Origin of the sequence: Yoonia sp. SS1-5 (assembly GCF_038443705.2) — a bacterium.
GTDB classification, from domain to species: Bacteria; Pseudomonadota; Alphaproteobacteria; order Rhodobacterales; family Rhodobacteraceae; genus Yoonia; species Yoonia rhodophyticola.
Map to the genome: position 1 here is coordinate 286,933 of NZ_CP151767.2, position 22,827 is coordinate 309,759.

General features: G+C 60.6%; 22 protein-coding genes and 1 tRNA gene. 8 read left to right on the forward strand and 15 right to left on the reverse strand.

Annotation, left to right across the window (positions count from 1 at the left end; translation table 11 throughout):
- Positions 1–28: 28 nt before the first annotated feature.
- Positions 29–1,423 (reverse strand): glutamate--tRNA ligase, encoded by a 1,395-nt coding sequence (gltX, locus tag AABB31_RS02930; protein WP_342075921.1) that lies wholly within the window; start codon positions 1,421–1,423, stop codon positions 29–31.
- A 90-nt stretch (positions 1,424–1,513) separates the two neighbouring features.
- Here gltX and AABB31_RS02935 point away from each other — a divergent pair, with 90 nt between their 5' ends.
- Positions 1,514–3,628 (forward strand): ComEC/Rec2 family competence protein, encoded by a 2,115-nt coding sequence (locus AABB31_RS02935; protein WP_373635406.1) that lies wholly within the window; start codon positions 1,514–1,516, stop codon positions 3,626–3,628.
- Here the strand turns inward: AABB31_RS02935 and lexA are convergent.
- The 8 genes from lexA to AABB31_RS02975 all read right to left on the reverse strand — a co-directional run bounded on the left by lexA (position 3,615) and on the right by AABB31_RS02975 (position 9,539).
- The gene (gene lexA / locus AABB31_RS02940; protein WP_373635407.1) at positions 3,615–4,301 is read right to left on the reverse strand and encodes a transcriptional repressor LexA; all 687 of its coding nucleotides are present in this window, start codon (positions 4,299–4,301) and stop codon (positions 3,615–3,617) included. The two genes, AABB31_RS02935 and lexA, sit on opposite strands and share 14 nt — an antisense overlap.
- A 97-nt stretch (positions 4,302–4,398) precedes the next feature.
- Positions 4,399–5,571, reverse strand: coding sequence for a gephyrin-like molybdotransferase Glp (gene glp / locus AABB31_RS02945; protein WP_342075918.1), 1,173 nt, complete (start codon positions 5,569–5,571; stop codon positions 4,399–4,401).
- Positions 5,568–6,044, reverse strand: a complete 477-nt coding sequence (moaC, locus tag AABB31_RS02950; RefSeq protein ID WP_342075917.1) for a cyclic pyranopterin monophosphate synthase MoaC — start codon at positions 6,042–6,044, stop codon at positions 5,568–5,570. Before moaC ends, glp begins: the two co-directional genes overlap by 4 nt.
- Entirely contained in the window at positions 6,044–6,850 is an 807-nt protein-coding gene (gene trpC, locus AABB31_RS02955) for an indole-3-glycerol phosphate synthase TrpC (protein WP_342075916.1), read from the reverse strand. Before trpC ends, moaC begins: the two co-directional genes overlap by 1 nt.
- Positions 6,847–7,491: a uracil-DNA glycosylase gene (locus AABB31_RS02960; RefSeq protein WP_342075915.1), complete on the reverse strand. Its 645-nt coding sequence runs from the start codon at positions 7,489–7,491 to the stop codon at positions 6,847–6,849. Before AABB31_RS02960 ends, trpC begins: the two co-directional genes overlap by 4 nt.
- Positions 7,484–7,942 carry a DUF3592 domain-containing protein gene (locus AABB31_RS02965; RefSeq protein ID WP_342075914.1) on the reverse strand — a complete coding sequence of 153 codons (459 nt, stop codon included), beginning with the start codon at positions 7,940–7,942 and terminating at the stop codon, positions 7,484–7,486. Before AABB31_RS02965 ends, AABB31_RS02960 begins: the two co-directional genes overlap by 8 nt.
- A complete protein-coding gene (trpD, locus tag AABB31_RS02970) occupies positions 7,939–8,961 on the reverse strand; it encodes an anthranilate phosphoribosyltransferase (protein WP_342075913.1) in 1,023 nt (340 codons plus the stop codon). The genes AABB31_RS02965 and trpD overlap by 4 nt, the downstream gene beginning before the upstream one ends.
- A complete protein-coding gene (locus tag AABB31_RS02975) occupies positions 8,958–9,539 on the reverse strand; it encodes an aminodeoxychorismate/anthranilate synthase component II (RefSeq protein WP_342075912.1) in 582 nt (193 codons plus the stop codon). The genes trpD and AABB31_RS02975 overlap by 4 nt, the downstream gene beginning before the upstream one ends.
- A gap of 116 nt (positions 9,540–9,655) precedes the next feature.
- Between AABB31_RS02975 and AABB31_RS02980 the strand changes: the two genes are divergently transcribed.
- Positions 9,656–11,467 (forward strand): divergent polysaccharide deacetylase family protein, encoded by a 1,812-nt coding sequence (locus tag AABB31_RS02980; RefSeq protein WP_373635408.1) that lies wholly within the window; start codon positions 9,656–9,658, stop codon positions 11,465–11,467.
- Positions 11,468–11,469: 2 nt separating this feature from the next.
- Here AABB31_RS02980 and trpE read toward each other — a convergent pair whose 3' ends face one another.
- The 6 genes from trpE to fabI form a co-directional block, all read right to left on the reverse strand.
- Positions 11,470–12,978 carry an anthranilate synthase component I gene (trpE, locus tag AABB31_RS02985; protein ID WP_373635409.1) on the reverse strand — a complete coding sequence of 503 codons (1,509 nt, stop codon included), beginning with the start codon at positions 12,976–12,978 and terminating at the stop codon, positions 11,470–11,472.
- Positions 12,979–12,985: 7 nt separating this feature from the next.
- Positions 12,986–14,827: a peptidyl-prolyl cis-trans isomerase gene (locus tag AABB31_RS02990; protein WP_342075909.1), complete on the reverse strand. Its 1,842-nt coding sequence runs from the start codon at positions 14,825–14,827 to the stop codon at positions 12,986–12,988.
- 80 nt (positions 14,828–14,907) lie between these two features.
- Positions 14,908–16,083 carry an aminotransferase gene (locus AABB31_RS02995; protein WP_342078903.1) on the reverse strand — a complete coding sequence of 392 codons (1,176 nt, stop codon included), beginning with the start codon at positions 16,081–16,083 and terminating at the stop codon, positions 14,908–14,910.
- Positions 16,084–16,104: 21 nt separating this feature from the next.
- A complete protein-coding gene (gene gpt, locus AABB31_RS03000) occupies positions 16,105–16,611 on the reverse strand; it encodes a xanthine phosphoribosyltransferase (protein ID WP_342075908.1) in 507 nt (168 codons plus the stop codon).
- A gap of 11 nt (positions 16,612–16,622) precedes the next feature.
- The gene (locus AABB31_RS03005) at positions 16,623–17,237 is read right to left on the reverse strand and encodes a LysE family transporter (protein WP_342075907.1); all 615 of its coding nucleotides are present in this window, start codon (positions 17,235–17,237) and stop codon (positions 16,623–16,625) included.
- 6 nt (positions 17,238–17,243) lie between these two features.
- Positions 17,244–18,050, reverse strand: a complete 807-nt coding sequence (gene fabI, locus AABB31_RS03010; protein WP_342075906.1) for an enoyl-ACP reductase FabI — start codon at positions 18,048–18,050, stop codon at positions 17,244–17,246.
- Positions 18,051–18,199: 149 nt separating this feature from the next.
- Here fabI and pdxH point away from each other — a divergent pair, with 149 nt between their 5' ends.
- The 6 genes from pdxH to AABB31_RS03040 all read left to right on the forward strand — a co-directional run bounded on the left by pdxH (position 18,200) and on the right by AABB31_RS03040 (position 22,294).
- Positions 18,200–18,805 carry a pyridoxamine 5'-phosphate oxidase gene (pdxH, locus tag AABB31_RS03015; protein WP_342075905.1) on the forward strand — a complete coding sequence of 202 codons (606 nt, stop codon included), beginning with the start codon at positions 18,200–18,202 and terminating at the stop codon, positions 18,803–18,805.
- Positions 18,806–18,924: 119 nt separating this feature from the next.
- A complete protein-coding gene (locus AABB31_RS03020; protein WP_342075904.1) occupies positions 18,925–19,452 on the forward strand; it encodes a cold shock domain-containing protein in 528 nt (175 codons plus the stop codon).
- A complete protein-coding gene (locus tag AABB31_RS03025) occupies positions 19,449–19,928 on the forward strand; it encodes a DUF192 domain-containing protein (protein WP_342075903.1) in 480 nt (159 codons plus the stop codon). The genes AABB31_RS03020 and AABB31_RS03025 overlap by 4 nt, the downstream gene beginning before the upstream one ends.
- A 104-nt stretch (positions 19,929–20,032) precedes the next feature.
- A tRNA-Pro gene (locus AABB31_RS03030) sits at positions 20,033–20,109 on the forward strand.
- Between the two features lie 116 nt (positions 20,110–20,225).
- Entirely contained in the window at positions 20,226–21,530 is a 1,305-nt protein-coding gene (locus AABB31_RS03035) for a hypothetical protein (RefSeq protein WP_373635410.1), read from the forward strand.
- Positions 21,527–22,294 (forward strand): hypothetical protein, encoded by a 768-nt coding sequence (locus tag AABB31_RS03040; protein WP_342075902.1) that lies wholly within the window; start codon positions 21,527–21,529, stop codon positions 22,292–22,294. Before AABB31_RS03035 ends, AABB31_RS03040 begins: the two co-directional genes overlap by 4 nt.
- The last annotated feature ends 533 nt before the right edge of the window (positions 22,295–22,827 follow it).

A 22,827-nucleotide genomic window follows, 5' to 3' on the forward strand; every position in this document is an offset into this window, starting at 1 on the left:
GCTATCTGCAATTCGTAACGAATTGATTTCAGCTGCTGGCGTCCTTGAGGCGGGCGAGCGTCTCGTCGCGTCCCAGAACCAACATCATATCAAAAACACTCGGAGAGACTGGCCGCCCCGCCAGCGCCGCGCGAAGCGGCCCGGCAAGTTTGCCCAATTTCATGTCGTGGCTGGCCGCAACAGAGGAAACAACACCCTCCAAGGTGTCTCGCGACCAGCTAGCATTTTGCAACTGCGGCGTCAATTCAGACAGTATACCACGGGATACATCATCCAGCGCCTTCGCCGCTTTCTCATCTGGCGAAATCGGGCGTGACGTCAGGATAAAATGCGCTTTTTCAATAAGTTCCGGGAATGTTTTGGCGCGTTCCTTCAGGCAGTACATGCCGGTCAACATTCCGTCAGCTTGTGTTTCGGACAGCGGATCAGCGTTGGTGACGTAAAGGAATGCAGCCATTTCTTGCAGCAGCGCAGCATCCGTCGATGCGGCGATGTGCTGCCCGCAGATGCTTTCGAGTTTTTTGAAGTCGAACCGGGCCGGGGATTTCCCAATTCCGGCCAGGTCGAACCATTCGCGCGCCTGTGCATCGGTAAAGAACTCATCGTCCCCATGGCTCCATCCCAGCCGGGTCAGGTAATTGCGCATCCCCGCCGCCGGATAGCCCATTGCCTGATATTCCGCCGCACCGGTGGCCCCGTGTCGTTTTGACAGCTTTTTGCCGTCGGGCCCAAAGATCAGCGGGATATGGGCAAGGGTCGGGGCGTCCCAGCCCATGGCCTGATAGATCATGTTCTGCCGAAACGCGTTTGCCAGATGATCATCGCCGCGGATCACATGCGTGACCCCCATGTCGTGATCATCAACAACCACCGCCAGCATATAGACCGGGGTGCCGTCAGATCGCAAAAGAACCATGTCATCAAGCTGATCATTGGACCACGTCACGTCGCCCTGCACCTCGTCATGCAGCGTGGTTTGCCCGTCACGCGGGGCTTTGATCCGGATCACATAAGGGGCGTCGGGATGCTGGGCCTCTGGCACGTCGCGCCATGGCGACCGGAAAAGGGTTGATGTCTTTTCGGCACGGGCTTTTTCGCGAAAGGCCTCGATTTCGTCCTGGGTGCTAAAGCATTTGAACGCATGTCCTGCGGCCAGCATCTGATTGGCCACCTCGGCATGGCGGGCCGCGTTGGCGTTCTGGCTGATCGGGTCACCATCCCAGTCCAGTCCCAGCCAGCGCAACCCGTCAAGGATGGCCTGCCTGTTGGCATCCGTTGATCGGGCCTTGTCGGTATCCTCGATCCGCAGCAGGAATTTGCCGCCCCGACCGCGGGCATAGAGCCAGTTGAACAGGGCGGTACGGGCGCCGCCGATATGCAGGGCGCCGGTGGGGGACGGGGCGAAACGTGTGACAACTGCCATGAAAAATTAACCTTTCGCTAACCAGCTTTGCCGCAATATGAGGCTCGCGCTCGGGATACGAAACTGCGGGGTGAAGGACAAGTGCGTGCCGTGCTGGAAGACGCGCTGTTGGCCCAACGTGGCGGGTTGATCGGCTGGGTTCCTGTCTGCCTTGCCATCGGCATTGGTGGCTATTTTTCGCTGCCATCAGAGCCGGGCATCATCGCCATGATATGCGCCGGGGTCAGTACGATGGCGCTTTGGGTCATCGGTCGGCTGGTTCCTGTCGCCTATAGGCCGCTGATCGTGGCGCTCGCCCTGATCATCATCGGCGCAGGTCTGGCAAAATGGCGGACGGATGCGGTTGACGCACCTGTCCTTGGTTTTCGCTACTATGGCGCAATCGAAGGGCGGGTGGTGAATATTGATCGCTCCGCCAGTGATGCGATACGGCTGACATTGGACCGGGTTGTTCTGGAACGCATGGCGCCGGACCGGACGCCTGAACGGGTCCGCGTCTCGCTGCATGGTGATCAGGTGCTGCGGGGGTTTCAGCCGGGTGAGACGCTGATCATGACTGGCCATCTCTCGCCGCCTGCGGGCCCGGCCGAGCCGGGGGGCTTTGATTTCCAGCGTCATGCCTGGTTTTTGCAGTTGGGGGCCGTGGGATACACCCGCACACCTGTTCTGCGCTTGGCCGCTGCGGATGATGCGGGATCGTGGCGGATGAAAATCTTTGCCATGCGCATGGCAATTTCGACCGCAGTGCGCAGCGCGATGCCCGGGGAACCGGGCGCCTTTGCTGCCGCCATCATGACCGGGGACAGGTCGGGAATGGGGCAGGGGACCTTGGCCGATTTGCGCGCCTCGAACCTGGCGCACCTGCTGGCGATTTCGGGGCTTCATATGGGGCTTTTGACAGGCTTCATCTTTGCGGCGGTCAGATACGGGCTGGCCTTTATCCCCGCGATTGCATTGCGCTGGCCGACCAAGAAAATTGCCGCGATCTGCGCGCTGTTGGTCGGCGCATTCTATCTGGCCTTGTCAGGTGGCAATGTAGCGACCGAGCGGGCCTATGTCATGGTGGCTGTGATGTTGCTGGCCGTTCTGCTGGACCGCCGGGCGCTTAGCCTGCGCGCGGTTGCAATGGCCGCGATCATCATCCTTGTCTGGCAGCCAGAATCCCTTACAGGTCCGGGGTTTCAGATGTCCTTTGCGGCCACAACTGCACTTGTCGCCGTATTTGGCTGGCTGCGCCGGTTCGAGATGCATCAATTGCCCCGTTGGACACGCCCGGTCTTGTCTGTGGTGATTTCGTCCGCTGTGGCCGGATTTGCGACGGCCCCTTTTGCGGCCGCACATTTCAACCAGTTCGCGCATTTTGGCCTGATCGCCAATTTGTTGAGCGTGCCGTTGATGGGCACACTTGTCATGCCTGCAGCCGTGTTGGCGGCGGTGCTGGCGCCCCTGGGCCTGTGGGATATCGGCCTGTGGCTGATGAGCCTTGGTTTGCAATGGATCCTGTTTGTTGCCGATCAGGTGGCCGGCCTGGACGGGGCTGTGGGCCATATCATGGCGCCGCAGCCAGCGGTTTTGCCTGTCATGGCGTTGGGCCTGCTCTGGATCGTCCTTTGGCGCGGGCAAGGGCGATGGGCGGGCGGTCTGGCCGTCGCGGCCGCCTTCCTGTTATGGCAGCAGACCGCGCGGCCAGATCTGCTGATTGCAGATAATGGCAGCCTGATTGGTCTGTTGGGCGAGGAGGGGCGGATCCTGTCCAAGCCCAAGGGCAGCGGCTTTGTTGCTGGCATCTGGTTAGAGAATGATGGTGCACCGGTTGCCCAAGATATCGCGGCGGCACGGCCGGGGCTGACCCGTGACGGGCGGGTCTTGGCGGCGTCTTTGGGGGATTGGCAGGTGCTGCAAGTGTCGGGAAAAACCGCGCTTGCCGATCTGGTGGCGTGTGGAGGGGCGGACATTCTGATCAGTAATCAGGAGGTCGCGTCACCAAGGCCATGTATTGTTTTTGATATCAAGCGCTTACGCGACACGGGCGCGTTGGCGCTTGACCTGACGGATGGCGGCGATCTGCGCGTGACAACCGCACAAGGCCGGGCCGGGATACGCCCATGGAACCGGACGCAGCGCCCGGTCCCCCATCAATGGGTGCTCAAGAAGACAGATCCCGATCTAGCAAGCGATCCGTCCCTGATCCTTAGTAGGTTCTGATCAGGCCAACCAACCGGCCCTGAACCTTGACCTGATCATCGCGGAAAACCCGGGTCTCATAGGCCGGGTTTGCAGCCTCAAGGGCGATGGCACCCCCATTGCGCCGGAACCGTTTCAAGGTGGCTTCATGCCCCTCGACCAAGGCAACAACAATATCTCCGTTATCGGCAACGGTTGTCTCGCGGATGACAACGACATCGCCATCGTTGATGCCCGCGTCGATCATCGAATCGCCTTTGACTTCAAGGGCGTAGTGATCGCCGGCCCCGACCATTGATTGCGGGACATGCACGTTATGTGACGCCTCGCTAATCGCCTCGATCGGGACACCGGCGGCAATACGGCCCATCAAGGGCAGTTCCACGGCGCCATCTGACAGGGGGATCGCGGCAGGCGGTGTATTGTCAGGTTTGTCACCGTCAATGACGCGCGGGTTGAACCCGGTTTTGCCCTGCATCGCGTCCGGCAGCTTCACAATCTCAAGCGCGCGGGCGCGATGCGCCAGACGGCGGATGAAACCGCGCTCCTCCAACGCCGTGATCAGGCGGTGAATGCCCGATTTTGAGCGCAGGTCCAGCGCCTCTTTCATTTCGTCAAAGCTGGGTGGAACGCCATCGCGTTGCACCCGCTTGTGAATGAATTCCAGCAGATCGAGTTGTTTCTTGGTCAGCATCGCATCATCCCCTGTTGAGGTTTTGCATATGTTCTATTCATGTTCTTGTTTTGTGTCAACAATCCTGGCGATAGGGCGCATGTGGATTGCCGGCCCGTCAGATCCGGATGATGTCGATTTCATCACCGGCTGATCGGGCCGGGTCGTTGATGGGCCGGATCGCAAGGCAATTGGCCTTTGCCAGAACACTTAGCAACGCGCTGTCCTGTCGGTCAAAAATGGTCACGCCTGAGGTATCGCAGACCGCACGCATATAGTGTTCACGCGGACCATTCGGCCCCACAGCCTTGGCCAGCGTATGTCCCTCGCGCGGGGCGGGTGCCGCGCCCAGGCCCAGCATTTTGCGAATAACGGGGGCCAGAAAAACATGGCCGCAAACCATGGCCGAGACCGGGTTGCCGGGCAGCCCGATCATGGCGGCATCGCGCATCCGGCCAGCCATCAGCGGTTTGCCCGGGCGCATCGCGATCTTGTAGAACGACCGCTCTAAGCCCAGGGTTTCGGCGACATCCCCGACAAGATCATGATCGCCAACCGACGCCCCGCCGATTGTGACAATCAGATCAGCCTCTGCTGCCAGATCAAAGGCTAGGGTCAGCGCGGGTACCGTATCACGCGCAATGGGCAACAGCCGCGCAGTGCCCCCAAGATTTTCCACCAGCGCCGCAAGGCCATAACTGTTGGAGGCAATGATCTGGTCGGGGCCGGGGGCCTCGCCCGGTTGCACCAGTTCATCGCCCGTCGGAATGATCGCGATGATCGGTTTGCGACGGACCGGGACGTTGGGAATATTCATCGCGGCCAAAAGCGCAATGTCAGACGGCGTCAGAAGACGTGGCGCGCCCAGCATAGCGCCAGCCGTGAAGTCAGCACCGGCGGGGCGGACATAGGCCCGTTCGTCGAAACCTTCGTGAATGGTGATTTGGTCGCCATCACGGCTGACATCTTCCTGAATGACGACGCGGTCCGTCCCATCGGGAAGTGGCGCACCGGTAAAGATGCGCACCGCATCACCCGGCCCGGCACTGCCGTCAAAGCGGTGCCCGGCGGCAGCCTCGCCAATCACGCGGAAGGTCACGCCGGCCGCGACTGCGGTCGCATCAACGGCATAGCCATCCATGGCGGAGGCCGCAAAGGGTGGCTGGTTGCGCGATGTGTTGACATCCTGGGCCAGCACCCGGCCATTGGCTGCGGCGATGGGGACAGGCTCCATCGACACTGGGGATACCAGCGCAAAAAGCTGTTCAAGCGCCGCATCGACCGAGATCATGGATTTTCGAACCGGCCACTTTTGCCGCCATCTTTGAATGTCAGGCGGATCTGGCCGATTTCCATATCCTTCTGGACGGCCTTGACCATGTCATAAACTGTCAGCGCGGCGGTGCTGACGGCGGTCAGTGCCTCCATCTCGACCCCGGTCTGACCGCCGGTTTTGACGGTTGCAGTGATCCGGATGCCGGGCAGGGTCTGGTCCGGGGTCAGATCAACAGCCACCTTTGTGATCGGCAGCGGATGACAAAGCGGGATCAGGTCAGATGTCTTCTTGGCGCCGGTGATCCCCGCGATGCGGGCGATCCCCAGCACGTCGCCCTTGTCGGCCTGACCCTGCATGATCAATGCCAATGTTGCAGAGGACATTTTGACATATCCCTCGGCAACGGCGATCCGGGCAGTGACGGGCTTGTCCGACACATCGACCATATGGGCCTTACCGTCACCATCAAAATGGCTGAGCCCCGCCATCACATGCCTCCGACAGGTGGATTGGCCAAGAGCGTGCGGGTCGCGGCGGTGACATCATCCTGACGCATCAGGCTTTCGCCGATCAGAAAGGTCCGCGCCCCATACCGGGCCATATCGGCGAGATCTTCGGGCGTGTTCAGCCCGCTTTCACAGACAATCGTGCGATCCTCTGGCACCAGTTTGGACAGGGTCCGGGTTGTATCAAGGCTGGTTTCAAAGGTCTTGAGGTTCCGGTTGTTGATCCCCATCAAAGGGGATTTCAGATGGGTTGCGCGTTCCAGCTCTGCCGCGTCATGAACCTCGAGAAGGACATCCATTCCCCAGTTCAACGCCGCGTCTTCGAGCTCCTGGGCCTGCGCATCACTGACGGATGCCAGGATGATCAGGATACAATCGGCGTGCAAGGCCCGGGCCTCGGCCACCTGATAGACATCATACATAAAGTCCTTGCGCAGGGCAGGCAGGTCCACGGCGCTGCGGGCGGCGGTCAGATAACTGTCATCGCCCTGAAAACTGGGACCATCGGTCAGGACCGACAGGCAGCTTGCGCCCCCTTCCTCATAGGCCTTGGCCAGCGCTGGCGGGTCAAAATCGGCCCGGATCAACCCCTTGGATGGGCTAGCTTTCTTGATCTCGGCGATCAGCCCGTAGCCTTCGCGCGCATCATTCGCCAGCCGGTCGGCAAAACCACGCACCGGCGGGGCATCATGCGCGCGTGCCTCAACTTCAGCCATTGGGACGGATTGCTTGCGTGTCGCGACCTCTTCCAGCTTGTAGGTTTTGATTTTCTCGAGGATGTCGCTCATGGATCTGCCCAGTTGATTGGCCGGTGTCCGTGATCAATAAGCCAGCTATTCACCTTTGAAAATGGGCGTGAGCCGAAAAAACCCCGATGAACCGAAAGGGGCGAGGGGTGCGGGGACGTAATAACCAGATGGGCGCCCTTGATATGGGGCCTGTAGGCCTGTGCTGATCCACCCCACAATATGAAGGCGCGCGGTGTGTCGCAAAGACGCGCCAGAACCTGTTCGACAAGAACGGACCAGCCGATCCGGGCGTGCGCTTTGGGTTTTCCCGGTGGAACGCTAAGGGCCGTATTCAACAACAGCACGCCCTGTCTGGCCCAATCGTTAAGCGATGTTTTCTGCCGTGACTGGCCGATATCGTCAGTGATTTCCCGGAATATGTTGCCAAGGCTATCCAGACGACCGCCAAAACCATCCGGGATCGAGAATGCCAGCCCATCGGCCTTGCCGGGTGTGTGGTAGGGGTCCTGGCCCAGAATGACCACCTTTGTATCGGCAGGTTGCGTCATCTCAAGCGCGCGGAAGGTCAGGTCAGGTGGGGGCAGCCGGTCACTGCCCAGCCGGGGCCGCATGTCGGGATAGGTTTCGTCAAAAAACGGCAGGTGGCGCCATGCGCCCAGCCGGTCCAGATCGTCAGGCATTCCTGCGCCGGCGTTCGCGCAAAATCGCGCCGCCATTGATCAGGAAGATACCGGCACCCAGAACGAATATGACAATACCCGCATTGAAGGTCTGTCGCGGGCGACCGCTCAGCTCGCCCGCATAAAGCGCGTGGATATCGGGGTTGCTCGGATTGACCTGCAGGATCATGTTGCTGCCGGGTTCGACCACGCGGTACAGCACCGCGGGGACCCGTCGTTCATAGGTCTGCAAGGCCTCATCGAATGTGAACGTATAGGTGATGAAGTGGTCGGTCTGGCCACTATTGGTCTGCAATTTGCGCTGGCTGGTCACCGTTGCCTGAATTTCCTCGCCCACCCGGTCAAGCTGGCGGGCAATATTCAGCTGTTGGGCCGCGGAAATCGAAATCCAGATGCCGGCAATCACCAACACGGCGGCGACAATCAACATACGATACTCTTTAAACTTCATCCCGCCTTGCCTTGTGTGACTTTGGCCAACGCCATCACGGCCGCCTTTGCTTTTCCACTATCGATACTGTCTATGGCGATTTCGACCCCTTGGGGCAAGTCCTGTGCCGCCTCGGCCACCACAAGTGCCGCCGCGGCATTCAATAAAACAGCGTCGCGATAGGCGTTTTTCTGCCCTTCAAGCAGTGCAGTCAGCGCTTTGGCGTTCTCTTCCGGCGCACCACCTACGATTGCCGCAAAATCATGCACCGGTAAATTTGCATCCTCTGGATGAATCTCGCGATCCGCGACCGTGCCGTTCTCAAGCGCGGCGACCCAGGATTTGCCCGTGATGGTCAGCTCATCCGTCCCATCGGACCCGTGCACCAGCCAGGCCCGTTCAGACCCAAGTGCCAGCAGCGTTTCCGCCATGGGCCGGATCATGGCCCGGCTAAACGCGCCGGTCAGTTGCCGTTTCACGCCTGCGGGATTGGTCAGCGGCCCCAGGATGTTAAAGATCGTGCGTGTCCCAAGCTCTGCCCGCGCGGGCATGACATGTTTCATCGCCGGATGGTGCATTGGGGCCATCATAAAGCCGATCCCGGCCTCGGCCAGACCGCGCTCGACTACGTCCGGCCCGACCATCACGTTGATCCCCAGGGCCCCTTGCACATCAGCGGTGCCGGATTTCGAACTGAGGTTGCGATTGCCATGCTTTGCCACCGGCACCCCGGCGCCGGCCACAACAAAGGCTGTGGCCGTCGAGATGTTCAGCGTATGTTTGCCATCGCCACCGGTGCCAACGATGTCCATCGCGTTTGCGGGCGCTTTGACCGGCAGGCATTTGGCCCGCATGACGGCGGCGGCGGCGGCCACCTCGTCAACCGTTTCGCCGCGTGTGCGCAGCGCCATCAGGAAACCGCCGATCTGTGCCGGTGTTGCGTTGCCTTCAAACAGGATCTCAAAGGCGTCTTGCGCTTGCGCACGCGACAGGGGGCCATCCGCTGCCGCGCTGACCAGCGGTTTCAGGGCGTCACTCATGCGGGGACCTTTGTGATTTTCAGGAAGTTTTGCAGCAATGCATGCCCATGCGCAGATGCGATACTTTCGGGGTGGAATTGCACGCCGTGAATGGGAAGCGTCTTGTGCTGCAGCCCCATGATTGTGCCGTCATCCAGATCGGCAGTAATTTCCAGGCAATCAGGCAGGCTGTCGCGTTCGATGATCAGCGAATGATAGCGGGTGGCGTCAAACGGGCTTGGCAGGTCTTCGAACAGGCCTTGGCCTATGTGCCGCATGCTGCCCATCTTGCCATGCACGATCTCGTGGCAGCGCACCACCTTGCCGCCGAAAGCCTCGCCAATCGCCTGATGCCCCAGACAGACACCCATCAGCGGTGTTTTCGTCTCGGCTGCGGCATGCACGAGGCTGAGGCAAATGCCGGCCTGCGCCGGATCGCAGGGCCCGGGCGACAGCAAAATAGCCTCGGGGCGAAGTCCCATCGCCTCTTGCACACCAAGCGCATCATTGCGCCGAACCAGCACATCCGCACCCAACTCGCCCAGGTAGTGAACAAGGTTAAATGTGAAGCTGTCGTAGTTATCGATCAATAACAGCATGGTGAATTCCCGCGCAGGTCCAATTTGGGGCTACCGTCCGCCCTCTCGCTGACGATATAACCGGATCATACATGGGCCGGGATGCGTATTGGCGTCAAGGCCGAAGCAGGCGATACGTGGCAGGAAACGAAGGGTGGGGCGACATGCGCGGGACAGTATCTGGCGGCCTTTGGGCGATCGTGTTGGGAGCCGTGGGGCTGGGCACCGCGTCGTTAATCGGCGCGCCGCCAAAAACACCCCCGGCAGCCGCCCCTGAAGCACCGGCAAGCGCAACCGCTGACACGGCGCCAGCGTCGGATGATGTTGCCACCGCGACGGTTGAACCAGCAGAGACCACATCTGCCCCGGCGGTTGTGGCAGCCCCGGCAGCGGCACCTGCCGATGCGCCATCGGTGAGTGATACCGCAGTGACGCCGCCCGCATCCGGTGATACCGATGTGGCCCTCGCAACGCCCGACCCGGTACAACCGGTTGAACCCGCCGCCGCAGATCCGGTTGCGGTCGAAACCGAAACGGCGGCCCCTGTCGTGTCTGAAACCGCGTCCACGGATGCCGAGCCCGCGGCGCCGGATACCACCACCGCGCCGGGCGTTGTGGCCGATGCAGATGATCCTGTTGTTACACCTGATGATGCAGCGCCCGCTCAACCCGTTGTTGCTGCGGACAATACCGCTGCAATTGATGAGGATACTGCCGCTGCGGTCACGCCCCCAACCGTGCCGGAACCTGCGCTGCCTGAACAGACCAACACCGATATCGCGGCCCTTGACGCACCGCAGGACGACGCACCAGCGGCCGCCGCACCGGCGCCGGTCGCCTTGCCGGAACCTGAACAGGATGCCGTTGTTGCAAGCGAGGCGGTCACCCCGGCTGATCCCGAACCCGCCGCCCCGGTTGTGACCGAGGCGCCCATTGCGGTGGCACCTGCCGCCCCCGAAGCCGTTGAACCCGCACCAGCGGTCGCAGCCGTTGAAGAGCCGCCCGCACCGGTGATTGTGGATGAACCAATTGCTGTGCTGCCAGCGCCGGAAACCGAAATTGCCGATGTTGATCCCGCCCCATCTGACATCGCGATTGCTGACGCTGAACCCGCCGCACCAACAGTGCTTGATGTCACCGCGGATGATACCCGCCAACTGGGTGGTAACACCGTCCGGGTGAACCGACCCGGTGCCGAAGATCCCGCTGAGGCTGAAGATGTCGTTGCCGAAACACCAGATGAGGCCACCATTCCCGATGACGCGCCCGCGATTGTGCGCTTTGCGACCCCGTTCGAGAACCCGGCTGCCTTGCCGCTGGTCTCGCTGGTGCTGCGCGATGGGGCAGGCACCGCTGATCTGATGGATCAGGTCAGTGCGCTGACCTTGCCGGTCACCATCGTGATTGACCCGACAGCCAGCGATGCAACTGCGCGGATGCAGGCCTACCGCGCGCGCGGGGTAGAGGTGGCCATTCAGGCGTCGTTGCCGGCGGGTGCGACACCCAGCGATGTGGAAATCGCGATGGAAGCGGCCTTTGCGGCGGTTCCCGAGGCAGTGGCGCTGTTTTCTGACGGGTCGGATGGGATCCAGTCGGACCGTGCGGTAACCGCGCAAGTGATGGAATACCTTTCGGCGAATGGCCGGGGACTGGTGATGGTCCAGCAGGGGCTTGGCAATGCGCTGCGCGCCGCTGCACAGGCCGAGGTGCCTGCAACAGCCGTGTCACGTGAATTGGGCCGCGAGGGGGCGGATGTCGGCGCATTGACCCGCGCGTTGGATCAGGCGGCGTTCCGGGCGCGGCAAACCGGCGATTCCGTGCTGCTGTCAGATGCGACAGAGACCGTGTTGACCGCCCTGTCAGGATGGCAGGCCGGTGTTGATGAAGGTCAATTTCTGGTCGCGCCAGTGACGGCGATCATTGCACCCACCGTCACCAATACCGAATAGGATCAGTTGCCGCCGGGCTTGAACATGGTGGCATCTGCGGCGGCCTTGCGGATCGCGTTCGATTTATGCACCGTCTCTTGGTATTCGGCCTCGGGGTCGCTGTCATAGACAACGCCGCCACCAGCCTGAATATAAAGCTTTTCGTCCTGCAACACGGCCGTGCGCAGCGCGATGCACATATCCATGTCACCATTGGCGCTGAAATAGCCGCAACCACCGCCGTAAACGCCACGCTTTTCCGGCTCCAGCTCGTCGATGATCTCCATCGCGCGAACCTTGGGCGCGCCTGAGACGGTGCCGGCGGGCATGCCCGCAAAAAACGCGCTCAGCGCGTCCTGATCATCGGCCAACTCACCCACGACATTGGACACGATGTGCATGACATGGCTGTAGCGTTCGACGATGAATTGCTCGGTCGGGCGGACGGTACCGATTTTGCTGACCTTGGCCGTGTCGTTGCGGCCCAGATCCAGCAGCATCAGATGTTCGGCCAATTCCTTTTCATCCGCCATCAGATCAGCCTCGTTGGCCTTGTCTTCGGCGGGGGTCGCGCCACGCGGACGGGTGCCGGCAATTGGTCTGATCGTGACCTCTGATCCAAACACGCGTACCAGGATTTCGGGGCTGGCGCCGATCACCTGAAAGCCACCGAAATTGAAAAAGAACATGAAGGGTGACGGGTTGGTGCGCCGCAGTGACCGGTACAGTGCAAATGGCGGGTCGCGAAACTCCTGTGTCCAGCGCTGGGATGGGACCACCTGAAAAATGTCGCCCGCGCGAATATAGTCCTTTGCCTTCTCAACGGCTTGCAGATAGCCCGCATGGCTAAAGTTCGACACCGGCGGTGCAACAGGTGCAGGGTCCGCCAGGGCCCGGCTGTTATCGGGGGTCGGGCGTTCCAACGCCCGCTGCGCATCCATGACCCGTTCGGCCGCCTGGGCATAGGCGGCGCGGGCGGACAACCCATCGCTGACATAGGCGGGGGCCACCAGGATCACGTCACCCTTGACCCCATCAAGCACGGCCACAACAGAGGGGCGCATCATCACCGCATCGGGCAGACCCAGCGGATCGGGGTTGATATCGGGCAGCCGTTCGACAAGCCGGATCATGTCATATCCCAGATATCCGAACAGCCCGGCAGAGGCCGCAGGCAAGTCAGCGGGCAGGTCGATGCGCGATTCCGCCAGCAGGTCACGCAGGGCCTGCAGCGGGTTCTCACCCAGATCAGTCCAGTGATCGTCATCAAAGCGGGCATTGCGGTTGACCCGCGATGTGGTCCCCCGGCATTCCCAGATCAGGTCGGGGTTCATCCCGATGATCGAATAGCGCCCGCGCACCTCGCCGCCCGTCACGCTTTCCAGCATGAACGCATTCCTGCCCGCGCCGGACAGCTTCAGCATCAGCGATACAGGCGTGTCCAGATCCGCAGCAATCCGGGTGTAGACGATCTGGCTTTTCCCCGCCGCATAGCCCGCGGCGAAGTCATCATATGCGGGCAAAAGTGCCATGGTGGACCTACTGGAACTGAGCGTTGATCGCGTTAAGTGCGGTTTGGTCGATATTGACCTCGGTCTGCTCCTGCAGGCGGGTTGCATAGGCATCAAAGATATCCTGTGCGATCCCTGCCGCCGCGCTGGCGCCGACCTGCTCGCGTTGTGCGGTGGTGCCTTCGGCTGTCATATCAGGTGGCGCAATATCATCGAGACGCACGATCACGGCCCCGCCTTCGGATTGCAGAACCTCGACGCTGCCGATCTCCATCGTGAAGATCGTATCGAGGAAATCAGCCGGGGTGCCTTCGATAAAGCTGCGGCGGGTCAGGTCCTCGTCGACGGTGGGGGATAGCGACAGCGTGTCGAAACCGGTCAGTGGCTGGATGTCGGCTGCGATCTCGGTCGCTTTTTGCACGATTGCATCCTGACGGGCCTGTGCCTGCCATGCGGTCATGACAGCGTCCCGAACTTCGTCAAGCGGTTGCACGGTGGGGGGCGTGATCTCGTCCAGGCGCAGCGTAAAGAGACCGCCATCGGCCAGATCGACAAGTTCCGCAAAATCACCTTCCTGTACGGTCGCAGCCGCGCGCCGGAACGCATCATAGGCGGCAATGCCGTCAGTGACCTGATCGGTCCAGGAAATCGTGCCCAGGCGCATTTCCGTCCGGTCGGCGAGGTCTTCCAATGTCGCACCGCCTGCGATCAGGTCGATCATCTGGTCGGCCCCATCATTGATCACGTCGCGCGCGGCCGTGGCGGCAAGTTCGTCCCGCAAGGCGGGTGCGGCCTCATCCAGCGGCGTTTCCTGCGCGGCCAAAATCGCGTTCATCCGAAACAGGGCAGGACCCATCGAGGCGTCAATCGGTCCCACAACATCGCCCGCCGCGGCTGCGAAAACCGGGTCGCCCGCAACGCCCAGATCAGCCTTGGACATATCGCCCAGATCAATATCCGTCAGACGCAGCCCGCGTTCGGCAACAAGGTCCTCGAACGTCGCTTCGCCATTGTCCAACCGGGTCTTGGCGGCAGCGGCCTGTTCGGCATTCAGGAAAATCAGACGCTCGACCAGCCGGCGTTCGGGCTGCACATATTCGTTGATCCGCTCGTTATAAAGCGCGGCAATCGCGTCATCGGTCACCGTCATCTGATCCTGCAGCATTGAAGGTGTCAGCCACGCGTAGGTGATCTGGCGGGTCTCGGGCAGGGTGAATTCCTCGGGGTTGGCGTCGTAATAGGCCTGTATATCAGTGTCTGTCGCGCCCGGAACAGGGGCGGTCAGGATGTCGGCGCCCACGGACGCCCAGGTGACGCTGCGCGTCTCGGCGATATATTGCACCAGGGCATCGGTATAGCTGTCCGGCGTTGGGATCCCGCTGACAACGGCCCCTTGCAAAAGGGTGCGCGACATCTCTTCGCGCAGCCCGTCCTCGAACTGGGCCTCGGACTGGCCCGATTGCTGCAAGGCATAGCGATAGCTTTCGCGGTTGAAACTGCCGCCTGCGCCGCTGAATTGCGGAATGGACAACAACCGGTCGCGGACATTCCCGTCACCGGCTGAAATGCCCAGCTGTGCTGCCTCGTTATCCAGGGTGCGGCTGAGGATAATCTGGTTCAGCGCAGCCTGATCCAGCCCGAATGCGCGCGCCTGCTGAAAGGTCACCTGCGTCCCGAACTGGGCCGACAGGGCCCTGATCTGATCATTCAGCGTGCGCTGATAGTCGTTCAGGCTGATTTCCTTGTCGCCGACCGTGCCAAGTGTCCGGATATTGCTGGTCAATCCGCCGGTGCCGAAACCGGCCAACCCAACCAAAAGCAGGATCACGATAAACCAGACCCCGTACCGGGTGTTTTTCTTCTCAGCCATGTTTGTGCAACCCTGTTCGCTATGCGGCGTCCCTGTGGACTGGCCGCATGAATAAGGGGCCGTCCGGGTGGGTGCAAGGGTCAGTAGACGGTCTGTGACAGGCGATTGAACAGGGTGCCGATGCCGTTGCGGTCGATATTGGCAAATGCGACCCGGAATTGCCGCGCACCTTGGGTGATATCGGTGGGCATGAACATCGTGCCGGGCAGCAACAACACACCCGCATCACGCACCAGTTTGGGTGCCAGATCTGCCGAACTGGCCGCAAAGGGATGTTCCATATACGCGAAATATGCACCACAGCCCAACAGCGTCCACCCCTGATCTGCCAGCATGCCAAAGCCCTCTTCGATGGCGGCGCGCCGGTCGAGGATTTCGCGGCGTTCGCCTGCCAGCCAGGTCCCGAGGTTTTTCATGCCCCAAAGTGCGGCCCGCTGCCCCAACTGATTTGGGCAAATCGTAACCGTGTCGAGGAATTTTTCGATCTCTGCCAGCCTGCTTTCACTGGCGACCACCGCGCCGACCCGGTGGCCCGTCAGCCGGTAGGCTTTGGAAAAGGAATAAAGCTGGATCAGCGTGTCATCCCAATCGGGGTCTGCAAACAGATCATGCGCCGCACCACTGCGGCTGTCGAAGTCCCGATAGGTTTCGTCAACGATCAGGGCGATACCTTTGGCGCGCGCCAGATCGCGGAACCCTGCCAGCGTTTCGGCGGGATATTCGACCCCGCACGGGTTATTCGGGCTGACCAGCGCAATGGCGCGGGTCTTGGGGGTGATCAATGCGGCGGCTGCGGCCGCATCGGGGATCATCCGGTCGCCAACAGCCAAAGGCACCGTTTTCACACCCGACATGTCCAGCCACATGCGGTGGTTGAAGTAATAGGGGATCGGGATGATGACCTCGTCCCCTTCGGTGCAAAGCGTGGCGATGGCGGCGGCAAAGGCCTGATTGCAGCCCGAGGTGATTGCCACCTGGCTGGCGCTGACCGTGCCGCCATAGCTGGCAGACCATTGCCGGGCGACTTCGCTGCGCAAGGCGGGCAGGCCGAGAACGGGGCCATAAAGATGCGTCTCGGGGTCCTGTAACACCATTGCGGCCATTGCTTCGCGCATGGGCGCAGGCGGCGGATCAACCGGTGCGGCCTGCGAGACGTTCAGCAGCGGCCTGTGATCAGGATGCGTCACCCCATCCAGCCAGCGACGGGCCTCCATCACAGGTGGGGCGAATGTGCTGGCGGTCCGGCTGACGGGCATGTTTTGATTTCCGGCGGGCATCTAGTCTTTGCCCCGGTAGGGTTCGACATATTGCAAGGCCATGTCCCATGGAAAGAAAATCCAGGTGTCCTGGCTGACCTCGGTGATGAAGGTGTCCACCTGCGGACGGCCCTTGGGCTTGGCATAGACCGTCGCAAAATGGGCGTTGGGATAACGTGCGCGGACAAGTTCCAGCGTTTTGCCGCTATCCACCAGATCGTCAATCACGAGGATGCCTGTCCCGTCGCCCATCAATTCCGCATCCGGGGCCTTGAGGACCATGGCATCAGCCTGATCCTGATGGTCATAGCTTTTGACGCTGATCGTATCAACGGTGCGGATATCCAGCTCGCGGGCGGCAATCATGGCAGGGGCCATGCCGCCGCGGGTGATGGCCACAACCGCCCGCCAGGCCCCATCATCAGGGCCCTGGCCGTCAAGACGCCAGGCCAGCGCACGGCTGTCGCGATGGATCTGATCCCAGCTGATGTGAAATCCCTTTTCGTGCGGCAGGCGGGTGTCAGTCATGCAATAGGTCCTTATGTCAGCGCGATCTTGACGCCAAAGAGGCCGATCAGACCACCGAAAAGACGGTCGATCATGGATTTGAAGCGGGTATAGGCCGCGCGCGGACGCGGCAGCGAGAACAGCCGGGCCACCGCGATATACCACAGCGTTTCATTGGCAAACACCGCGCCGATGATGGCAATGCGCCAGACCAGCGGGATGTCAGGGGGCAGGAGGCCAACAAAAACAGCCGCAAAAAATACCGCTGTTTTGGGGTTGGCCGCAAAGGTGATCAGGCCCAGCCGTATGGCGGACCCGGCGCTGCGGGGCGTTGCGCCATCTGCCGGTGCGGCCAACGGGGCATCAGCGTGACGCCACATCTTGGCCGCAATGAACAGCAGGAACGCACCGCCGGCGATTTTCAATGTGGTGAACAGGGCAGGGACCAGTTCAAACAAAAAGGCAAGCCCGGCCATCGCCGCAATGGCCCAGATCGTCGCCCCCAGTCCAAAGCCCAGTGCAAGGGCCGTCGCAACGCCAAACCCGTCTGATGCGGCTGTCCGGACGCTCATCACAAAAGAGGGCCCCGGGCTCATCGCGGCCACAAGATGGATGCCCACAATCGACAGGAAGATGACCCAGCTCACCCTTGTTTATTCCTTTGTGATGTCGGGCGCGTCCACGGCCTTCATGCCGACAACATGATATCCGGCGTCAACATGCAGCACCTCGCCCGTGACAGCGCTGCCAAGGTCGGACAACAGGTACAGGGCCGATTTGCCGACCTCTTCCTGGGTCACGGTGCGCCGCAGGGGCGAGTTATATTCGTTCCATTTCATAATGAGCCGAAAATCGCCGATGCCGGATGCGGCGAGTGTTTTGATCGTGCCGGCGCTGATCGCATTGACGCGGATATTGTCCTTGCCAAGGTCCTCGGCAAGATAGCGCACAGAAGCCTCCAACGCGGCCTTTGCAACGCCCATGACGTTGTAATGCGGCATGACTTTTTCGGCGCCATAATAGGTCAACGTCAGGCAAGAGCCGCCCTCGGTCATCATCTTTTCGGCGCGCTGAACGACCGCCGTGAAGGAGTAGACAGAGATGTCCATCGACATCAGAAAGTTGTTGCGGCTGGTGTCAACATAGCGACCGCGAAGCTCACTTTTGTCAGAAAAACCAATGGCATGCACGATGAAGTCCAACTTGCCCCAGCGTTCTTCGAGCGCCGCAAAAAGACTGTCAATCGAGGCTTCGTCACCCACGTCACAGGGCAACACGATATCTGATCCGACAGATTGGGCGAGCGGCTCGACCCGTTTTTTCAGCGCCTCGCCCTGAAAGGAAAATGCAAGCTCGGCACCGGCATCCGCACAGGCCTTGGCAATTCCCCATGCGATGGATTTATCATTTGCCAATCCCATGATCAGACCACGTTTGCCTTGCATCAAATTCGTGCCCATCGATCGTGTCCTTCGTCCCGGTTCGTTGTGATCCTATGCGTTTAGGCCATTGCAAACCCCACAGCAAGCGCCTGCGGGACCGGTTGGGCGCTTGCCACTGCTTTGGAATAAACTTAAGCCTGATGCGGGGGCGTAATTGGGGATCGGCAATGTCTGATCGAGACGGCATTTTTGCGGGTGAAAACCCGTTTGTCATTGCGCGCGCATGGTTGGCCGAAGCCACGAAGACGGAAGTCAACGATCCCAATGCGATAGCCCTGTCCACGGTTGACGCGGATGGCATGCCGAATGCGCGTATGGTGCTGCTCAAAGAGATCGAGGCCGAAGCCTTTGTCTTTTACACCAATTACGAAAGCCGCAAGGCGGTCGAGATGACGCAATCGGGAAAGGCCGCATTTGTGCTACACTGGAAGTCGCTGGCGCGGCAGATCCGGGTGCGCGGGGTGGTGGAAAAGGAAGATGGGCCAGTTGCAGACGCCTATTATGCATCGCGGTCGCTGAAAAGCCGGCTGGGTGCCTGGGCATCGGAACAGTCGCGCCCACTTGAATCGCGCACCGCCTTGATGGCAAAGGTTGCAAAGGTCACATTGCAACATGGGTCTGATCCGAAACGCCCGCCATTCTGGGGAGGCTTCCGGATCATTCCGTTGGAGATTGAATTTTGGGCAGATGGCCCGTTTAGATTGCATGACCGGTTCCGCTGGTCGCGCAACACTCACGGGCAGAAATGGGACATTACACGATTGAACCCTTGAATTTCACGCTTCGTGAAATGTAAGGCCTTGATTGTTGTGTGATTTTCTGGTCGTGATCGAGAAACGAGCTGTAACATGCTCAGGCGAATGCTGGTTCGCTTGAAGTAGGGGAAGAGACGATGAATACGCAGGACACCGGCGAACAAAGGCAGGTGAACGGCCAGGTAAAGTGGTTTGACCCCTCCAAGGGGTTTGGATTCGTGGTGGCCGATAAAGGTGGCCCGGATATTCTTCTCCATGCCAATGTGCTGCGTAATTTTGGGCAGGGGTCTGTCGTGGACGGCTCTGCCATTGAGATTCTTGTGCAGGATACCCAACGCGGTCTGCAGGCAACCCAAGTCCTGTCGATTACCCCGCCAGAAAGTGATGCGTCGGTCCCGCTGCGCGATATGATGGATTACAGCGCCGCTGATATCGCCGAACGCCCGATAGAGCCCGCACGGGTCAAATGGTTCGACAAGGCCAAGGGATTTGGTTTCGCCAATGTCTTTGGCAACAATGATGATGTCTTTATCCATGTCGAAGTCTTGCGCCGGTCCGGTTTGTCCGACCTGCAATCAGGTGAGGCCGTTGGCCTGCGACTGGTTGACGGGGAACGGGGCCGCATGGCCATCGAAGTCGTCGGCTGGGAGGCCGCAGCCAAGTGAAGGCGGCGCTTACTGCCCTGACGATCTGGTTGGCCGGGACGCAATCGGCCCTTGCACTTTGCGCAGATGACAAACTGACCGTCGTAGGCGCATGGGGGCAGGCGACATTCAGCATTGATGTTGCAGATGACCCGCAGGAACGGGCGCGCGGTCTGATGTTTGTCGAACAGATGCCAACCCTGTCGGGGATGCTATTTATCTATGAACGCCCCCAAAGCGTCAGCTTTTGGATGAAGAATACCCTGATCCCGCTTGATATGCTTTTTGCAGCGCCGGATGGGGAGATCCTGCATGTGCATCCCAATGCGATCCCCGGCGATCTGACCCCGATCCCCGGCGGCGACGGTGTGCAGATGGTGCTGGAAATCAATGGTGGGTTGGCCAAGCGTCTTGGCATCGCACCCGGCGATACGATGCAACACCCCAGTTTCGGGGCTGATGCGATCCTGCCTTGTGATGTACCGGCAGACAGCTAGAGCCATCCTTGGCTGCGCAATTGCACAAAATCGGAAAATAGCGCCCAAGCGGCGCGTTTTTGGGTTTTCAAATCAGCCGGAGGGGTCTAAAGACAGCCTCGGTCCGGGGCGTAGCGCAGCCTGGTAGCGCATCTGTTTTGGGAACAGAGGGTCGGGAGTTCGAATCTCTCCGCCCCGACCACATCACCACCATCAGTACTTTTTGGCCGTTAAGGCCACCGGCCCCACGCCCGGGCTTGTTATTGGACAATTGCCCCGGGCGCAGCATACCCTTGTTCCAGCACTGGGGGACCCAACATGGACGATAACGAACTATCCCGGACAGAGGTGCAGGGATTGCGCTATGCCAAAGAGCTGGAGGGCCATGTCAATTGGCTGGACAGCTTTACCGCCGCCGCATTGGGCGTGCTGGCCGTGGCATCGGGCATCTATACCTATCTGGGGGTATCATCGCTGTTGGATGACAATGGCGCGCTCAGCTTTTTTGCGGCGATCAGCTATTCCATCGCGGTATCCGTCGGCATCTTTGTGTTTTGGTCCTATCTGATCCGGCTGCTGCCGGCGGTGCGCACATTGGGCGCGCGCATGGGCCTGTTTGTGGCGATGCTGCTTGGGTCGGCCGCGATCATCGCGATGTCGTCGTGGTTGAACGCAGCTGCATTGGCGGGTGCCGCGGCGGTCGAGCAGCATTTGGCCCGCACCGTGCAGGATTACCAATCAGCGCTGGAACGCTCGCATGAAATTGCGGTTTCGGCCCAAGGGCTGGGGCGTGATGTCGCCCGTGTGCGGCAATCATTCGAGGACCTGTCCGAGCAGGAGGCGACCGGCGATCTGTCCGGGCTTGCGGGCCGGGGGGCTGTGTTTCGGGTGCTACGGCAGAAATCGGACGAGCTTGCCGGGCTCGAGGCGCAGATCGCATCGCAACAACCGCTGGTCAACGCAGCCTTTGCAGAAGGCAACGCCATTCTCAGCCGGATGCGGTCATTGACCGTGGAACCCGGCCCGATCGAGGCGCGTTCGGTTCTGTTCTCCGAAGAGGCCGTGCGCCTGGCGGGCGTGATCACGCAGCTGCGGCAATTGTCGGTGGCCCCGCTGGTCAGCCGGGCGGCCCAGGATTTGAGCGCATCCGTGATCCTGCCCGAACTGGATGGGCGGACAGCCGAAAACCGGGCCGGTCAGCAATCGACGATCTCGTCGGTGCTGCAACTGCTGGGGCAACGGGCCGAAACCCTGCGACTGGCCGCAGACGGGGTGATGGCGATGCAGCAGCCGACAGACACAACATACACGCCGATCAGCACCGCGGATGCGGTCATTCGCTATGCCGAGAACTTTGTCCCGTCCTGGGCCGGGGCTATTGCTATTGATCTGTTGCCTGCTGTGCTGGTTTTCATTCTGGCGATCACGCAGGCCGCCATCCGATCCGGCAAGGCCCGCAGTAGCGTCGAAGACACGCTGACCCTTGCTGAATTGCGGGCCGCCCTGCATGCGGTGCGCGATGTGGAACAGTCGCTCGCCCGGGCAGAGCCGCCCCTCAGATCAGACGGACGCGCGGATATTCACCCGATCGCCTCGGATGCCAAATCCGGCACGGATGCATGAGCGCGCAGACCGATCCGCCAGCAGCGCGCGGGTTCAGTGCGAAAACGGCCATCAAATGGGTGCTGTTTGTGCAACTGGCCATCGCCCTCTTCCTGATGGGTGGCGATCTGGTGCGCGTCTTGCCGCAACTGGCCTGGCCGTCATCGCAGCCGCGCTTTGACATGCCGGTCTCACCGGGGGACCAGACGCGCCGTTATGCCCCATCGGATATTCCGCTGGATGGCAATCCGGACCGTCCGTTTCAATCAACCGGCGATATGCCCAGCCGCCTTGCCTTTGTTGCAGAGGCTGACGCGCTGACGATCACCGGACAGATCGCGCCGGGTGATGCGCAGCGATTCACGGATTTCATGAACGGTTCTGCGGCGGGCATCACGCGTGTGCGGCTTAATTCGCCCGGCGGCTCTGTCGAGGATGCCTTGATCATCGGGCAGCACATTCGCGATGCAGACTACGACACGGTGTTGGGGGCGGCCGATATCTGTTTGTCGGCCTGTCCTTATATTCTGGCCGGGGGTGTGTCGCGCAGTGTGCATGTGGACGGGCAGGTTGGTGTGCATCAGCACTATTTTGGGGCCAACACCGCCTTGCCCGCCTTTCTGGCTGTCGAGGATATCCAGCGCGGACAGGGCCGGGTGATGACCTATCTGGATGCGATGGGGGTTGACCCACTGGTGATGCAGCACGCGCTGGTGACACCGCCCGACGAAATCTACGTACTGCTTCCCGAAGAGCTGACGACATACCAGTTCGTCACCCCCTAGATATAGTTTTCAGCGTCAGGCCGGCGCCATATCTAGCGTCAAAACCGGATTGATTCGGTTTGCGAATCAACTTTTCGGCATCTGGATCTGCGGCGTCCCATTCTCGGATTGATGGGGTTAATCCTTTGTTAAACTTCGTAAAGGCCACACTTGGTTTGACAACCGGACCTCAGGTAATGATTGAGCGTTCCGATCTAAGTGGGCCACAAATAACAGGTTTCTCATTTTCGTGATCGACGCCATCCTGTGGACAAAGCGGTGCATGAATCGGGTGCCGGGGTCGGGCGCATTTCGCCGCTTTGACGTCAAGGAATTTAATCGACATTTAGTGTTAAAATTCCGTTGACCCACCAGCCCTAGATGCGTCAGGTTGTGCAAACCGACAGCCAGGACACAAGATGTGGTATCGGTACGGGGAAAGTTTCAACAGGTAGGCGTCACCGCCTTCAGCACATCTCGGACACCGCCAGGCCATTGGCCGGGCCCGATATCTGTCTGTCAGAAGCATTCAACGACGATAACGGCATGCCGTC

What these genes read in the sequence shown, in the direction of transcription:
- gltX (WP_342075921.1), bottom strand. Translation starts at nt 1,423, where the DNA reads ATGGCAGTTGTCACACGTTTCGCCCCGTCCCCCACCGGCGCCCTGCAT.
- lexA (WP_373635407.1), bottom strand. Translation starts at nt 4,301, where the DNA reads ATGCTGACCAAGAAACAACTCGATCTGCTGGAATTCATTCACAAGCGG.
- glp (WP_342075918.1), bottom strand. Translation starts at nt 5,571, where the DNA reads ATGATCTCGGTCGATGCGGCGCTTGAACAGCTTTTTGCGCTGGTATCC.
- moaC (WP_342075917.1), bottom strand. Translation starts at nt 6,044, where the DNA reads ATGGCGGGGCTCAGCCATTTTGATGGTGACGGTAAGGCCCATATGGTC.
- trpC (WP_342075916.1), bottom strand. Translation starts at nt 6,850, where the DNA reads ATGAGCGACATCCTCGAGAAAATCAAAACCTACAAGCTGGAAGAGGTC.
- AABB31_RS02960 (WP_342075915.1), bottom strand. Translation starts at nt 7,491, where the DNA reads ATGCCTGACGATCTGGACCGGCTGGGCGCATGGCGCCACCTGCCGTTT.
- AABB31_RS02965 (WP_342075914.1), bottom strand. Translation starts at nt 7,942, where the DNA reads ATGAAGTTTAAAGAGTATCGTATGTTGATTGTCGCCGCCGTGTTGGTG.
- trpD (WP_342075913.1), bottom strand. Translation starts at nt 8,961, where the DNA reads ATGAGTGACGCCCTGAAACCGCTGGTCAGCGCGGCAGCGGATGGCCCC.
- AABB31_RS02975 (WP_342075912.1), bottom strand. Translation starts at nt 9,539, where the DNA reads ATGCTGTTATTGATCGATAACTACGACAGCTTCACATTTAACCTTGTT.
- trpE (WP_373635409.1), bottom strand. Translation starts at nt 12,978, where the DNA reads ATGGCACTTTTGCCCGCATATGATGACTTCGCCGCGGGCTATGCGGCG.
- AABB31_RS02990 (WP_342075909.1), bottom strand. Translation starts at nt 14,827, where the DNA reads ATGGCTGAGAAGAAAAACACCCGGTACGGGGTCTGGTTTATCGTGATC.
- AABB31_RS02995 (WP_342078903.1), bottom strand. Translation starts at nt 16,083, where the DNA reads ATGCCCGTCAGCCGGACCGCCAGCACATTCGCCCCACCTGTGATGGAG.
- gpt (WP_342075908.1), bottom strand. Translation starts at nt 16,611, where the DNA reads ATGACTGACACCCGCCTGCCGCACGAAAAGGGATTTCACATCAGCTGG.
- fabI (WP_342075906.1), bottom strand. Translation starts at nt 18,050, where the DNA reads ATGGGCACGAATTTGATGCAAGGCAAACGTGGTCTGATCATGGGATTG.
- pdxH (WP_342075905.1), top strand. Translation starts at nt 18,200, where the DNA reads ATGTCTGATCGAGACGGCATTTTTGCGGGTGAAAACCCGTTTGTCATT.
- AABB31_RS03020 (WP_342075904.1), top strand. Translation starts at nt 18,925, where the DNA reads ATGAATACGCAGGACACCGGCGAACAAAGGCAGGTGAACGGCCAGGTA.
- AABB31_RS03035 (WP_373635410.1), top strand. Translation starts at nt 20,226, where the DNA reads ATGGACGATAACGAACTATCCCGGACAGAGGTGCAGGGATTGCGCTAT.
- AABB31_RS03040 (WP_342075902.1), top strand. Translation starts at nt 21,527, where the DNA reads ATGAGCGCGCAGACCGATCCGCCAGCAGCGCGCGGGTTCAGTGCGAAA.